Genomic DNA, 14,389 nt, shown 5'->3' with positions numbered 1-14,389 from the left:
GTAATGAACAAGCGCGTATTGAACGGCTGCCTCGGTGCGGCAGGCCTGTTGTTGCTGTTCGCGATGGTCACCAAGCTGTCCGGCCTGGATGCCCGCCAGATGATCGAAACCGGCGCCGGCGCGATCCCGTTGCTCGACATCCTCGCCGCCCTGGTGGCGATGGGGGTCGGCGGCGCGATCGCCCGCCACGCGAATTTCCGCTGGATCGCCCTGTTGCTGATGGTCGCGATGTGGTCGCTGACCCTGTTCGCGGTGGTGTCGATGGCCCTGCCCGACAGCCCGCCGCCGATGCGCACCGTGTTCGGCGCGCTGCGCTACAACGCGATCGCGATCGTGGCGACCGTGATCGCGGCCTTCGCCGGCGCAGTACTCGGCGAGCGCCTGGGCCTGCGCCGGTTCGGCGCACCGGCGCGTTGAACGCGGCGCGGCGCCCGTCCGCGCCGCACGCCCCCGCGACTCAGCCGCGCTTGAGGGCGATCAGCGCCGAGGTATCGGCCTCGCCGTAGCCGCGTTCGATCAGCTCGGCGTAATCGGCCAGCGCCTGCTCGATGGTGTTGGTGCGCACGCCGCTGTCGCGGGCCATGCCGTGGACGATGCGCAGGTCCTTGAGCATGTGCAGGCACTTGAAGCCCGGCGCGAACTCGCTGCGCAGCATGGTCTCGCCGCGCTTTTCCAGGAACCAGTTGCCGGCCGCGCCGGCCATCAGGGTCGGCAGCAGCCGCTGCGCGTCCAGGCCCAGCTTCTCGCCCAGCGCCAGGCCCTCGCACACCGCCTCGTTGATCCCGGCCACCAGCACCTGGTTGACCGCCTTGGTCGCCTGGCCGGCGCCGGTCTCGCCCATGTGGGTGATGCGCGCGGCATAGGCGCCGATCACCTCGCTGACCCGCTCGAGCTTGGCCGGATCGCCGCCGACCATGATCGACAGCTTACCGTTGCGCGCGCCCTCGGCGCCGCCGGACACCGGCGCGTCGAGGAAGCCGATGTCGTGCACCGCCAGCAACGCCGCGGCGCGGCGCGCGGTCTCCACCGACACGGTCGAATGGTCGACCACGATCGCGCCGGGCTTGAGCACCTCGGCCAGCGCGGCGACGTTCTCCAGCACGTCGGCATCGAGCGACACGCACAGCACCACCACATCGCAATCGGCGAAGTTGGCCGCCGAGCGCGCCGCACGCACCTCCAGCTCGGCCGCCAAGGCGTCGGCCTTGGCCTGCGTCCGATTGCCGACCGCGGTCAGCATGCCTTTGCCGTGGACGTGCCGCGCCATCGGCGCGCCCATCGCTCCCAGACCGATCACCCCTGCTTTCATTTCGACCTTCTGCCCCTGCGGGCGTTCATGTTGCAAAAAACTGAATGGAACATCGGCTGCGCTGCCGGACCGACCCGCGGCCGCCGCGGCCCGCCGATCTTTTCATGGACGGCGCCGTCGCGCCCGGGTCCGCGGACCGCAGTCGTACGGATACGTGAACGTCTCTGCGTCGATTCGGTGAAACCGGTCCGTCCGCGCTCAGGCCGCCTGCCACTCGAACACGTCGACCCTGGAGGAGCCGGTCAGGTGCAGCGGGTCGGCGAAGGCCAGCACCCGCGCCTCGTCGATGTCGCTGGCGCGCAGCACATAGGCGCCGCCGCTCTTGTCGGAAAAGCCGCCGGCCAGTTCCAGCCGGCCCTGCCGGCGCAGATCGTCGAGGAAGTCGCGATGCGGGCCGATCTGCCCGGTGTCGAACTGCGGCAGGCGCATGGCCATGACCAGGTAGCGGTTCATCGTTCGTCCTCAGGCCAACGGCGCGTCGTCGAGATAGGTGTAACCGGTCAGGCCCGCTTCCAGCGCCTGGTCCAGGCGCTGCGCTTCCTCGGCCGGCAGGTTCGCCGCCGCGACCTTGGCCCGGTAGGCGGCGCGCAGGTCGGCGAGCTTGTAGCCGACGTAATCGAGCATGACGTCGGTGGTGTCGCCGCGGCGCTGCTGCGCCAGCCGGTAGCCGTCGCCGTCGACGCGCACTTCCACCGCGTCGGTGTCGCCGAACAGGTTGTGGATGTCGCCGAGGATCTCCTGGTAGGCGCCGACCAGGAAGAAGCCGAGCCGGTAGCTTTCGCCCGGCTTGAGCGCGTGCAGCGGCAGCGAACTGTCCAGGCCTTCGCTCTCGACGTAGGTATCGATCTTGCCGTCGGAGTCGCAGGTCAGGTCGGCGATCACGCCGCGCCGGTCCGGCGCCTCGCCGAGGCGTTCGATCGGCGCGATCGGGAACACCTGGTCGATCGCCCATACGTCCGGCATCGACTCGAACACGCTGAAATTGACGAAGTACTTGTCGACCAGGCGCTCGTTGAGTTCGTCGAGCAGGTCGCGGTGGCTCTTCTCGCCGCCGTCCAGGCGCGCCCGCACCGCATGGGCGATGGCGTAGAACAGATCGTCGATGCGCGCACGATGGGTCAGGTCGATCTGACCCAGCGCGTACAGCGACAGGCCTTCGCCGTGGTGGTGCTGGGCCTCGTGGAACAGCTCCACCGCCGGGCGCTGGTCGAGTTCGTCGTGGATCTCGCGCAGGTGGCGGATCACCGCCGGCTCGTCGTCGTGCGCCGGCGGCACCCGGCCTTCGGGCGCTTCCTCGATCTCCGAGACGTTGGCGACCAGCACCGCGTGGTGCGCGGTCATCGCCCGGCCGCACTCGGTGACCAGGCGCGGCGGCGCCAGGCCGTATTCCTGGCAGGCTTCGGCCAGCGGCTGGACGATGTTGGAGGCGTACTGGTTGACGCCGTAGTTGATCGAGCAATAGCTGCGCGAGCGGGTGCCTTCGTAATCGATGCCCAGGCCACCGCCGACGTCCATGTAGCGCACCTTGGCGCCGAGCTTGGACAGTTCGACGAAATAGCGGGTCGCCTCGCGCATGCCGTTGGCGATGTCGCGCACGTTGGAGATCTGCGAGCCCATGTGGAAATGCAGCAGGCCCAGGCAGTCCTGCAGGCCGTTGTCGCGCAACTGCTTCCACAGGTCCAGCACTTGGCGCGGGCTGAGGCCGAACTTGGCCTTGTCGCCGCCGCTGTTCTGCCACTTGCCGGCGCCAAGCGAGGCCAGGCGCATGCGCACGCCCAGGCCGGGCTTCACCCCCAGGGCCTTGGCTTCCTCGAACACCAGCGCCAGCTCGGACGGCTTTTCGACCACGATGTAGGTCTCCATGCCCAGCTTGCGCCCGATCAGGGCCAGGCGGATGTACTCGCGGTCCTTGTAGCCGTTGCAGACGATCAGCCCGCCCGGCCGGCTCAGCGCCAGCACCGCCATCAGCTCGGGCTTGCTGCCCGCTTCCAGGCCGAAGCCGTCGCCGGCGTGCGAGGCCAGGGTGCCGGCCACGCCCTGGTGCTGGTTGACCTTGATCGGGTAGACCGCGGTGTAGCCGCCGGCGTAGTCCCAATCGCGCATGGCCTGGGCGAACGCGGCCTGCAGCTTGCCCAGGCGGTCGCCGAGAATGTCGGGAAAGCGCACCAGCACCGGCAGCTTGGCGCCGGCGGCGCGCGCCGCGTCGACCACCTCGGGCAGGACCACGGTCGGGCCGCGCTCGCCGCGCGGCTTGACCACGATGCGGCCGGCGCCGTCGATGTCGAAATAACCCTCGGACCAATGCGGAATCGAATAGGTCTTGCGGGCCTGATCGAGCGACCAGTCGGACATCGGCGTGCTACCAGCGTACGGGGAGGAACGGGCATTCTAGCGTCGTCGCGCCCCCCGGTCCCGCCCGGAACGGGCCGATCGCACGGACAATCGCAGGGACAACGGCGCCAAGCGTGCTTTCCCGACTCGCGGCCCGCTCGCCCGGCCCGCGGCGCGGCGCCCGGCCGGCGTTCCCGAGCGCGGCGCGGCCCGGCTCCCTGAACGAGCGGCTTAGGGCGTGGCGGCCGCACTCCCTTACAATATCGCCCCCTCGCCTTCCCGCCGCGCCACCGTCATCGGCGCGGCTTACCCTGGAAGCGCGTCCCGCCACCCGGAATCCATCGGCATGAGCAGCAACACCTCCTGGCACTACGAAAACTTCGACCCGACCGGCTCGTCAATCGGCTATCGGATCACCCGCAAGCTCGACGAGGTGCAGTCGCCGTTCCAGAAGATCGAGATCTACGAGACGACCGACTGGGGCAACCTGATGCTGATCGACGGTGCGGTCATGCTGACCACCCGCGACAACTTCCTCTATCACGAGATGATGTCGCACCCGGCGCTGTTCACCCATCGCGCGCCGAAGAACGTGGTCATCATCGGCGGCGGCGACTGCGGCACCCTGCGCGAAGTGCTCAAGCACGACGGCGTGGAAGAGGCGGTGCAGTGCGACATCGACGAGCAGGTCACGCGCATGGCCGAGAAGTGGTTCCCGGAACTGTGCGACCGCAACGACGACCCGCGCGCGCAGTTGCTGTTCGACGACGGCATCGCCTACATGGCCAACCGCCCGGCCAACAGCGTCGACCTCATCGTGGTCGACTCCACCGACCCGGTCGGCCCGGCCGAAGGTCTGTTCAACAAGGCGTTCTACGACAGCTGCTTCCGCGCCCTGCGCGAGGACGGCATCCTGGTCCAGCAGTCCGAATCGCCGCTGATGCTGCTCAAGCTGATCCAGGAAATGCGCACCGAGATGGGCAAGGCCGGCTTCCAGACCTTCAAGACCCTGCCCTTCCCGCAGCCGTGCTACCCGACCGGCTGGTGGAGCTGCACCCTGGCGCGCAAGAGCGGTAACTTCGAGTTCCGCCAGGCCGATGCCCAGGCCAAGGGCTTCGCGACCAAGTACTACAACGCCGGCATCCACCAGGGCGCGCTGTCGACCCCGGCCTTCGTCGCCGAAGCGCTGGGCGAGTAAGCCCTCGCCTTGCGCCGCATCGCTACCGCTGCGGCGAGCCGCATAACAAAGCCCCGCACACGCGGGGCTTTGTTTTATCCGGCGCCGTCTTGTCCGATCTGTCGCCGGGCCGCTCCGCTCCACCGCGCCTGCGCCCGATACATCCCGCCATCGGCTACCCGCCTGATGGAGCCCCCCTTTGAAAGGGGCCAGCGGGGGATTTGCTTCTGCCCCACGCCCAGCAGACAAAGCCCCGCGCAGTCGCTTCACGCCGCTACCGAACGACGCAGGCGCTCGCCCCCTTGGGCAAAGGCAGCGAACGGCAAGGAAACCAATCGCAAGCGCGCGCGCTGCAAAGGCACGCGCGCCCCAGCGGGCGATCAGCCGCCGAACAGCTTCGCCGCGCCGACATTGAGCGCATACCCGCCCACGGTCAGCACGCCGAACAGGATCGCCGCCAGCAGCATCGGCTTGGCGCCGGCCTGCTTGATCGCACCGACATGGGTGCGCAGGCCCAGCGCCGCCATCGCCATCGCCAGCAGCACGGTGTCGAGCTGCACGATCGCCGCCTTGACCGGGGCCGGCAGCAGATGCAGCGAGTTCAAGCCGCTGACCGCGACGAAGCCGAGGGCGAACCACGGAATCACGATCTTCGAGGCGCGCGAGCCGCCGTCCGCTGCGCCGATGCGCGAGGACAGCAGCAACAGGAACGGCGCCAGCAGCATCACCCGCAGCATCTTCTCGATCACCGCCGCCGAGGCCGCGGTCTCGCCGACCGCGCGCCCGGCCACCACCACCTGGGCGACTTCGTGGATGGTCGAACCGGCGTAGACGCCGTAGGCGTGCTCGCTCAGGCCCAGGTACGGATACAGCCACGGGTACACGAACATGCCGACGGTGCCGAACACCACCACCGTCGCCACCGCGACCGACACCTTGTGCGCCTGCGCGCGCACCACCGGCTCGGTCGCCATCACCGCCGCCGCGCCGCAGATCGCGCTGCCGGCGCCGATCAGCATCGAAGTCTCGCGGTCGAGCTGGAGCCAGCGCGTGCCCAGCCAGGTCGCCAGGCCGAACACGCCCGCCACCACCACCGCGTCGATCGCCAGGCCGGCCCAGCCGACTCCGGCGATTTCCTGGAAGGTGACCCGGAATCCGTACAGGACGATGCCCAGCCGCAACAGCCGCGCCTTGCAGAAGTCCACGCCGCTGCCGGTAGCCGGAGCCAGCGCCGGGAAGAAGGTGTTGCCGGCGGCGATGCCGAGCACGATGGCCAGGGTCAGCGCGCTCAGGCCCAGCCCCTGCAGGGCCGGCAGGCTGGCCAGGCCCATCGCCGCGGCGGCGATCGCCGCGGTCAACGCCAGGCCCGGCCAGAACCCGCGCTGCCGATGGACCCCAAGGGGCGCGGCGGGGGCGGACGAGGTCGGGTTCAAGGCGGACACGGCGGCAGGCTCCGGCAGAAAGTGCCGCCACGGTAGGCCTGCCCATTCAGGGAGTCCAATACATATAATTCAAGTATCCATGAGTTGGACTCATGCAATGAACCTGCACCTGCTGCGCGTCTTCCTGACCGTGGTCGAGCAGCAAGGCTTCTCGCGCGCCGCCGAAGTCTTGTTCGTCAGCCAGTCGGCGGTGTCCAAGGCGGTGCGCGAGCTGGAGCATCAGCTCGACCTGCCACTGATCGAACGCCAAGGCGGCGACGCCAAAGCGGTGCGCGGAGTGCGCCTGACCGAGCACGGCCGGGCGGTGTTCGAGCATGCGCGGGCGATCTTCGCCCTGGAGCGGATCGCGATCGAAGACGTGCGCGACCGGGTCGAACTGCGCCAGGGCCGGCTGCGCATCGGCGCCAGCACCACGATCGCCGGCTACTGGCTGCCGCAACGGATCGGCCCGTTCGTGCGTCGCCACCCCGGGCTGGCGTTCGAGCTGATGGTCGGCAACACCGAGGAAGTCAGCCGCGCGGTGATCGACTGCGCGGTCGACCTGGGCTTCGTCGAAGGCCGGGTCGAGGACCCGCGCATCGAGTCGACCCTGTGGCGCAGCGAGCCGCTGCGCCTGATCGCCGCCTCCGGCAGCGCGCTCGGCGCCCGCCGCCGGCCGTCGCTGCAGGAGCTGGCCCGCCAGACCTGGCTGTTGCGCGAACCCGGCTCGGGCACGCGCCAGGTCGCCGAGTCGCTGTTCGCCGCGCATGCCATCGCCCCGGCGCGAGTGATCGAGATCGGCAGCAACGAAGCGATCGCGCGCGCGGTCGCCGCCGGCGCCGGCATCGCCTTGCTCCCGGAAACCGTGGTCGCCGACCTGGCGACGATGCGCCGGGTGCGCACGATAGTCTTCGGTGGCGAGGGCGAAGGCGTCGACGCCGCGGAGCAGACGCTGAGCCGGCCCCTGTACCGGCTGGAACTGTTCAACCGCCCGCGCGCGCCGGCGTTGCAGGCCTTCCTCGAGCACGAGCGCGAAGACTGAGCGCGCCGCCGACCGCCGCATCGCATCCAAACGACGCGCATCGCCGCGTCCACGCAGCAGGAGCGGCGCACCGCGGGGAGATTTCCTCCGGTCACGGGCCGCGACCGCGCAACCCCGGCCACGGCGCTGCTGGCAGCCTGCGAAACCATTCGCTCATGCAGGCGCCGCGGCGAACGCGTCCACGCGCGCCCGGCTTCGAACCAAAGCGATCGAGGAACTGGCGATTCGCCGGAATCGCTAGCGCACGGACCGACCGATCGGCGCCGCCCGCCCCCAGCGGAACGGCATGCAGGAACGATGCCGGCGCAGCGCAGTTACAGCGCGTCGCCGTCCAACTCGCCGGTGCGGATGCGCACCGCGCGCTCCAGGTCCCAGACGAAGATCTTGCCGTCGCCGATCTTGCCGGTGCCGGCGGCTTTCATGATCGCCTCGACCACGGTCTCGACCTGATCGTCGGTGATCGCGACCTCGAGCTTGATCTTGGGCAGGAAGTCGACCACGTACTCGGCGCCGCGGTAGAGCTCGGTATGGCCCTTCTGGCGGCCGAAGCCCTTGACCTCGGTGGCGGTGATCCCGGCCACGCCGGCTTCGGCCAGCGCCTCGCGCACGTCGTCGAGCTTGAACGGCTTGATCACCGCCATGACCATCTTCATACGCCTGTCTCCACCGCGCCGATTGCGTCCGCCGCGCCCGGATCGGCGCGTCGACTGGCGCGCAGGATAGCGCGCCGGCGCGTCGCGACCTAGCCGCGCAACGCCGGGCCGCCGTCGCGCCTGCGGTCGGACGGCGTTCACATTGCCTGCGCGGCACGCGTCGGAGGATGACAACGGTGGATGAAGACGACGACGAACCGCCCGAGCGGACGCTTGCCGGCCGCGTCGGCGCCGTGATGTAGTGGCCGCCACATTCACTTCGGACTTTTCCCACAGCCCGCCGCGGCCCCGGCCGACGGCGTCGCCCCGGTCCGACGCCGACACTGGCGTCCTGCCGGAGGAGCTCTCCCCTCATGATCGATCTGAACGCCATCGACGACCTCGCCCGCCGCCTCAGCTCCCTGGTTCCGCCAGGCTTGCGCGAAAGCCGCGAGGAACTGCAACAGAACTTCAAGTCGGTGCTGCAGACCGGCCTGTCCAAGCTCGACCTGGTCACCCGCGAGGAATTCGAAGTCCAGCGCGCGGTGCTGCTGCGCACCCGCGAGAAACTCGAAGAACTGCAGCGCACCGTCGCCGAACTCGAAGCCCAGCTCGACAACGCATCCACGCCGCAGCACTGAGCGCGGACCGCCTCGCGCTCGCCGCGACCGATCCGCAGTCCTGCCCGCATGCGGGGCATCGGCGACGCCGACGCCCCGCTCCAAGCGTCCCAACGCCCATCGCAGCGCGAGCCTCGCGTCCGTCGCCCGTAGCGCAGCCGCCGGCCGCTTCGCATCCGTCCCGCCAGGAAGGCATGACCGCTACCACCCCAAGCCGCACCGATCCGGTCGGCTGGCTGCTCACCCTCGCCATCGTCGCGATCAGCTTCGGCCTGGCCTGGGCCACCAGCGGCCACGACTGGACCCGCATCGACGCCCAGGCCGACCTCTATCCCGACCGCGCCTCGTGCGAACGCATTTGGCCCGGCCGCTGCACGCCTTACGACCGCGAAGGCCGCTACCTCGGCCCGTATTACCAAGGCGCCAGCTACCACCCCGACGGCAGCGTCTCCGCTCCGCCCAGCCAGAGCCAAGGCCGAGTCGGCACCGTGGTCACTCGCGGCGGCCACGGTTGCCATCGCCCCGCCCGCGGCGGCCGGGTCCACGGCGACGCGTCGTTCTGCCGCACCCTGTAACGACAGGCCGGCGTCCGCCGCTGTCTGCAGGAGCGGCGTCAGCCGCGACCGCGGAACGTGCGGAACCGACCACACCGACATCAACCATCGAAGCGGCGAAACACCGCTCGCGCCAAGTCGCACACCGCGGTACGGCGTTTCCCGACCGCACTGCAGCGTCCTCGCCGACAGCGGCGAACCGCCATGAGGATCAGACTGCCGCCCTACGTTCTCGGAATCGCACCATGCCCATTCGATGTCCGGCGCAAATCGCCAGGAGCCAGCGATGAACCTGGCCCTGGTCCACAGCCGCGCCCGCAGCGGCGTGCGCGCGCCCGCGGTGCGGGTCGAAGTGCACCTGGGCGGCGGATTGCCGTCGATGTCGATCGTCGGCCTGCCCGAAGCCGCGGTGCGAGAAGCCAAGGACCGGGTGCGCGCGGCGATCCAGTGCGCGCGCTTCGAATTCCCGCAACGGCGCATCACCGTCAACATGGCGCCGGCCGACCTGCCCAAGGACGGCGGCCGCTACGATCTGGCCATCGCGCTCGGCATCCTCGCCGCCAGCGGCCAGATTCCGCTGGATGCGCTGGCCGAGTGCGAGTTCCTCGGCGAACTCGGCCTGACCGGCGAATTGCGCGCGATCGACGGCGTCTTGCCGGCCGCGCTGGCGGCGGCCGCGGCGGGGCGGCGTCTGATCGTCCCGGCCGGCAACGGCGCCGAAGCCGCGCTCGCCAGCCGGGTCGAGGCGCGCACCGGCCGCACCCTGCTCGAAGTCTGCGGCCACCTCGCCGGCCGGCACAGCCTGCCGTTGGCGCAAGCCCTACCCCTGTTGCGCGCGCCCGGCCCGGACCTGCGCGACGTGCGCGGCCAGGCGCAGGCGCGGCGCGCCTTGGAGATCGCCGCCGCGGGCGCGCACCACCTGCTGCTGATCGGCCCGCCCGGCTGCGGCAAGACCCTGCTTGCCTCGCGCCTGCCCGGCCTGCTGCCCGAGGCCAGCGAAGACGAGGCGCTGGAAACCGCGGCGGTGGCTTCGGTCGCCGGCCACGCCAACGGCCGCGGACTGGATCCGGCGCGTTGGCGCGAACGTCCGTTCCGCGCCCCGCACCACACCGCCAGCGCGGTCGCGCTGATCGGCGGCGGCGCCGACCCGCGTCCCGGCGAAGTGTCGCTGGCCCACCACGGCGTGCTGTTCCTGGACGAGTTGCCGGAATGGGAACGGCGCGCGCTGGAAGTGCTGCGCGAGCCGCTGGAATCCGGCACGGTGACGGTTTCGCGCGCGGCGCGCAGCGCCGAGTTTCCGGCCCGGTTCCAGTTGGTCGCGGCGATGAACCCTTGCCCCTGCGGCTGGGCCGGCGACAGCAGCGGCCGTTGCCGCTGCGCCGAAGAAGCGATCCGTCGCTACCGCGCGCGCATCTCCGGGCCGTTGCTGGACCGCATCGACCTGCACCTGGAAGTGCCGCGCCTGCCGCCTTCGCAACTGCGCCCGGACCAGCCCGAAGGCGAGTCCAGCGCCTGCGTGCGCGAACGCGTGATCGCCGCGCGCGAACGCCAGCGCGCGCGCGCCGGCCAGCCCAATGCCCGCCTCGACCAGGCCCAGACCGAAACCCACTGCCGCCTCGCCCCGCGCGATCAGGCCCTGCTCGAACGCGCGGTCGAAGGCCTGCAACTGTCGGCACGCTCGCTGCACCGGATCCTGCGCGTGGCCCGCACCATCGCCGATCTGGCCGGCAGCGAAGCCATCGCCACCGCGCACCTGACCGAGGCGATCGGCTACCGGCGCGGCGAACGCGGCGGCACGGCTTCGCAGGCGGCCTAGGCAGCCGATCCGACCGCCGCGGCGTCGGCTCTTCGCCCACGGCCGCGCGTGTTTGAACGCTAGTGTTCGAAAACCCAGTCGATACCGCTCGCCAGACTCGGCGTCGTCGCCCAGAATCCTGGTCGCGACGGCCGGGTAGCGCGTGCCGCCGCGGTTCGCGACTTGCCGCTGCGGGCCCGGACGCCGCACGGATACTCGACGGTTTACATCCTGCCCAATCGCATCGCGCATCGGTCAGGCAACAGACTCAGGAAACGCCGCATCGTGGACTCGCCGCCGTTCTACGTGATCACCGGCGCTTCCGGGGCCGGCAAGTCGACTCTGCTCGCGGCATTGGCCGAGTTGGGATACGCCACCGTTCCCGAAGCGACGCGCGCCCTCGTGCAAGAGCAGAAAGCCTGCGACGGCCATCTGCTGCCGTGGACCGACCGGGCGGCCTTCATGCGCGAACTGTTGGCGCGAAACATCCAGGCGCACCAGGCGGCTCAGTCGCTGAAGCCGCCGGTGTTTTTCGACCGCGGGATTCCGGAATGCCTGGCCTGGTTCGACCTGATGGATCTGCCGATCGAGCCCGAACAGCGGACGGCGTCGGCGCGGTATCGCTACGCCGGCACCGTGTTCGTCGCCGAGCCCTGGCCGCAGATCTACGTCCACGACAGCGAGCGCCATGCCCGCTTCGAACGCGCGAGCCGGTCTTACCCGGCGACCGTGGCGGCGTACGCCGAAGCCGGATACCGAACCTGCATCCTGCCCAGGACGTCGGTGCAGGAGCGGGCCGGGTTCGTGCTTGCGCAGATGGCCGCCGGCGCCTGACGCGCCGGCCGCATGCAGCGCTGTCCACGTTCATCCTCGACGCGCCGATGCCGCGCCGGCGCGCTTTCCGGCCATGCGCCGGCCGCAGGTTCGGCGCTGGATAGCGTTTATCGGGCCTTCGCAGCGGCCGGACAGGGCCGCGTCACTGCGCGAACTTCTTCGCTCCGCCGACGCAGATCACCGCGCCCAGGGTCACCGCCAGCATGGTCCAGCTCACCGTCTCGTGCAGCAGCAAGGCGGCCAGGCCCAGGCCCATGAAGGGCTGCAGCAACTGCAGTTGCCCGACCGCGGCGATGCCGCCCTGGGTCAGTCCGCGGTACCAGAACACGAAGCCGATCAGCATGCTGAAAAGCGAGACATAGGCCAGGCCCAGCCAGGCCGGCACGCCGACGTCGCGCAGCGAGGCCGGCGTGGTCCACACGGTGATCGCCAGCATCAGCGGCAGCGACAACACCAGCGCCCAGCTGATCACCTGCCAGCCGCCGAGCGTGCGCGACAGGCGCGCGCCTTCGGCGTAGCCCAGGCCGCACAGCACGATCGCCGCCAGCATCAGCAGGTCGCCGCGCAGCGAGGTTTCGATTCCGCCCCAGGCGGCGTAGCCGACCACGAAGGCGCTGCCGAGCAGCGAGAACAACCAGAACGCCGGCCGCGGCCGCTCGCCGCCGCGCAGCACGGCGAACAAGGCCGTGCACAGCGGCAGCAGGCCGACGAACACGATCGAGTGCGCGGCGGTGACGTGCTGCAGGGCCAGGGCGGTCAGCAAGGGGAAACCGACCACGCAGCCCAGGGCGGTCACCGCCAGCGACGGCAGGTCCGCCGGCTTGGGCCGCGGTTGCCGCAGCACGATCAGCAGCACCAGCCCCAGCGCCGCGGCGATGCTGGCCCGGGCGCAGGTCAGGAAGGTCGGATCGAACTCGGCCACGGCCACCCGGGTCGCCGGCAGCGAACCGGCAAAGATGGCCACGCCGATGAAGCCGTTGATCCAGCCGCGGGTGCTCGTTTTCACCGAAGACTCCTGTGTCGTTGGCGTCCAGCAGATCACCCGGCGGCGGTTCGGGACAGGCACAATCCCAATACAATCTGAAGTAACTGTTCTGCCAATCGGACCAGTACAGTCGAAGGAGATCGGATGGAACGCAACGGCACGCGCATCGCCGCGGTGATGGCGGAGGTGCGTTCGAAGATCGCTTCGCGGACGTATCTGCCGGGCACGCGGTTGCCGTCGGTGCGGGCCCAGGCGCGGGCATTGCGGTTGTCGGTGTCGACCGTGGTCGAGGCCTACGAGCGCCTGGCGGCCGAGGGCGCGATCGCGTCCCGCCCCGGCTCGGGGTTCTATGTCGCCGGCCCGGCCGCGCCGCTGGCGCTGACCGAAATCGGCCCGCGCCTGGATCGCGAGGTCGACCCGCTGTGGGTGTCGCGGCAGGCGCTGGAAACCGGCGCCGGCGCGCTCAAGCCCGGCTGCGGCTGGCTGCCGGCCTCGTGGATGTACGAGGCCGGGATACGCCGCGCGCTGCGCGCGCTGGCGCGCGCCGACACCCTGGAACTGGCCGAGTACGCCACCCCGCTGGGCCATCCGGCGCTGCGCCGGTTCCTGTCGCGGCGCCTGGCAGCGACCGGGGTCGAGGCCGCGCCCGAGCAGATCCTGCTGACCGAGTCGGGCACCCAGGCGATCGACCTGATCTGCCGTTACCTGCTCGAACCCGGCGACACCGTGCTGGTCGACGACCCGTGCTACTTCAACTTCCATGCCCTGCTCAAGGCCCATCGCGCCCACGTGGTCGGGGTGCCCTACACCCCCGCCGGGCCGGACCTGGAGCGCTTCGAGGCGGCGGTGCAGGCGCACGCGCCGCGGCTGTACATCACCAATTCCGGGATCCACAACCCGACCGGCGCGGCGCTGTCGCCGGTGGTCGCGCACCGGCTGTTGAAAATCGCCGAGGCGGCTGGACTGGCGATCGTCGAAGACGACATCTTCGCCGACTTCGAAACTTCGCCGGCGCCGCGGCTGGCCGCGTTCGACGGCCTGGCGCGCGTGGTCCACATCGGCAGTTTTTCCAAGACCGTCTCGGCGGCGCTGCGCTGCGGCTACGTCGCCGCGCCGGCCGGCTGGGTCGAAGGCCTGGCCGACCTGAAGATCGCCACCAGCTTCGGCGGCGGGCGCCTGGCCGCCGAGGCGGTGCTGACCGCGCTGACCGACGCCGGCTACCGCCGGCACATGGAGTCGGTGCGGTTGCGCCTGGCCGAAGCCATGGACACGACCCTGAACCGGCTCGAGGCGCTGGGCATCCGGCCCTGGCTGAGGCCGCAGGCCGGCATGTTCGCCTGGTGCCGGCTGCCCGAGGGCAGCGACGCCGCCGCGATCGCCCGCTCGTGCCTGAAGGCCGGGGTGATCCTGGCGCCGGGCAACGCCTTCAGCCAATCGCACAGCGCCGGCGATTTCCTGCGCTTCAACGTCGCCCAGTCCGCTGATCGGCGGGTGTTCGAGGTGCTGGCGCGGGCGATCGACGGGCCGGGCTAACGTCGGCGCACGGCGCGCGCCGAGCTACCGAAGAACCTGGACTTGCCCGTCGAAACAAGGTCTTAGCCGAATTTATTCCCGTTTTGTACCCGCGGCTTCGCTGGCCTGCGCGCGCCGCCGCCGCCTACCCTGGAGCGGTCTCCCAGCCACCAGGAA

14 protein-coding genes are annotated in these 14,389 nt (G+C 70.5%); 8 read left to right on the top strand and 6 right to left on the bottom strand.

All coding sequences use genetic code 11. From position 1 onward, the window contains the following. Positions 1-3: 3 nt before the first annotated feature. Positions 4-417 carry a hypothetical protein gene (locus AC3A57_RS22020; protein ID WP_221671000.1) on the top strand — a complete coding sequence of 138 codons (414 nt, stop codon included), beginning with the start codon at positions 4-6 and terminating at the stop codon, positions 415-417. A gap of 40 nt (positions 418-457) precedes the next feature. Here AC3A57_RS22020 and AC3A57_RS22015 read toward each other — a convergent pair whose 3' ends face one another. The 3 genes from AC3A57_RS22015 to speA all read right to left on the bottom strand — a co-directional run bounded on the left by AC3A57_RS22015 (position 458) and on the right by speA (position 3,661). After that, on the bottom strand, positions 458-1,309 hold the full coding sequence (locus tag AC3A57_RS22015) for an NAD(P)-dependent oxidoreductase (protein WP_487580850.1): 852 nt from the start codon (positions 1,307-1,309) through the stop codon (positions 458-460). Positions 1,310-1,507: 198 nt separating this feature from the next. Further along, complete coding sequence (locus tag AC3A57_RS22010; RefSeq protein ID WP_487580849.1) at positions 1,508-1,762, bottom strand: YciI family protein; 255 nt, start codon at positions 1,760-1,762, stop codon at positions 1,508-1,510. Between the two features lie 9 nt (positions 1,763-1,771). Next, positions 1,772-3,661: an arginine decarboxylase gene (gene speA, locus AC3A57_RS22005; RefSeq protein WP_487580848.1), complete on the bottom strand. Its 1,890-nt coding sequence runs from the start codon at positions 3,659-3,661 to the stop codon at positions 1,772-1,774. A gap of 325 nt (positions 3,662-3,986) precedes the next feature. Here speA and speE point away from each other — a divergent pair, with 325 nt between their 5' ends. Then, positions 3,987-4,838, top strand: a complete 852-nt coding sequence (speE, locus tag AC3A57_RS22000) for a polyamine aminopropyltransferase (RefSeq protein WP_487580847.1) — start codon at positions 3,987-3,989, stop codon at positions 4,836-4,838. Between the two features lie 359 nt (positions 4,839-5,197). Here the strand turns inward: speE and AC3A57_RS21995 are convergent, their stop codons facing one another. After that, positions 5,198-6,181, bottom strand: coding sequence for a YeiH family protein (locus AC3A57_RS21995; protein ID WP_487580862.1), 984 nt, complete (start codon positions 6,179-6,181; stop codon positions 5,198-5,200). Between the two features lie 175 nt (positions 6,182-6,356). Here AC3A57_RS21995 and AC3A57_RS21990 point away from each other — a divergent pair, with 175 nt between their 5' ends. Then, a complete protein-coding gene (locus AC3A57_RS21990; protein WP_487580846.1) occupies positions 6,357-7,280 on the top strand; it encodes a LysR substrate-binding domain-containing protein in 924 nt (307 codons plus the stop codon). Positions 7,281-7,594: 314 nt separating this feature from the next. Here AC3A57_RS21990 and AC3A57_RS21985 read toward each other — a convergent pair whose 3' ends face one another. Beyond that, complete coding sequence (locus tag AC3A57_RS21985; RefSeq protein ID WP_221670994.1) at positions 7,595-7,933, bottom strand: P-II family nitrogen regulator; 339 nt, start codon at positions 7,931-7,933, stop codon at positions 7,595-7,597. 353 nt (positions 7,934-8,286) lie between these two features. Here AC3A57_RS21985 and ubiK point away from each other — a divergent pair, with 353 nt between their 5' ends. The 4 genes from ubiK (at position 8,287) to AC3A57_RS21965 (ending at position 11,715) form a co-directional block, all read left to right on the top strand. Beyond that, positions 8,287-8,553 carry a ubiquinone biosynthesis accessory factor UbiK gene (gene ubiK / locus AC3A57_RS21980; protein WP_064746192.1) on the top strand — a complete coding sequence of 89 codons (267 nt, stop codon included), beginning with the start codon at positions 8,287-8,289 and terminating at the stop codon, positions 8,551-8,553. 173 nt (positions 8,554-8,726) lie between these two features. Beyond that, complete coding sequence (locus AC3A57_RS21975) at positions 8,727-9,107, top strand: hypothetical protein (RefSeq protein ID WP_487580845.1); 381 nt, start codon at positions 8,727-8,729, stop codon at positions 9,105-9,107. Between the two features lie 265 nt (positions 9,108-9,372). Beyond that, positions 9,373-10,902 (top strand): YifB family Mg chelatase-like AAA ATPase, encoded by a 1,530-nt coding sequence (locus AC3A57_RS21970; RefSeq protein WP_487580844.1) that lies wholly within the window; start codon positions 9,373-9,375, stop codon positions 10,900-10,902. Positions 10,903-11,064: 162 nt separating this feature from the next. Then, a complete protein-coding gene (locus AC3A57_RS21965) occupies positions 11,065-11,715 on the top strand; it encodes an AAA family ATPase (protein ID WP_487580843.1) in 651 nt (216 codons plus the stop codon). A 142-nt stretch (positions 11,716-11,857) separates the two neighbouring features. On the opposite strand, the gene AC3A57_RS21960 is transcribed toward AC3A57_RS21965, so the two are convergent. Beyond that, the gene (locus AC3A57_RS21960; protein ID WP_487580842.1) at positions 11,858-12,721 is read right to left on the bottom strand and encodes a DMT family transporter; all 864 of its coding nucleotides are present in this window, start codon (positions 12,719-12,721) and stop codon (positions 11,858-11,860) included. Between the two features lie 123 nt (positions 12,722-12,844). On the opposite strand from AC3A57_RS21960, the gene AC3A57_RS21955 reads away from it, so the two are divergent. After that, the gene (locus tag AC3A57_RS21955; RefSeq protein ID WP_487580841.1) at positions 12,845-14,233 is read left to right on the top strand and encodes an aminotransferase-like domain-containing protein; all 1,389 of its coding nucleotides are present in this window, start codon (positions 12,845-12,847) and stop codon (positions 14,231-14,233) included. Positions 14,234-14,389: the final 156 nt, after the last annotated feature.

The sequence above is a fragment of the Lysobacter sp. Soil_C_15 genome (assembly GCF_057657315.1).
This window is presented reverse-complemented; position numbering and strand designations above follow the sequence as displayed.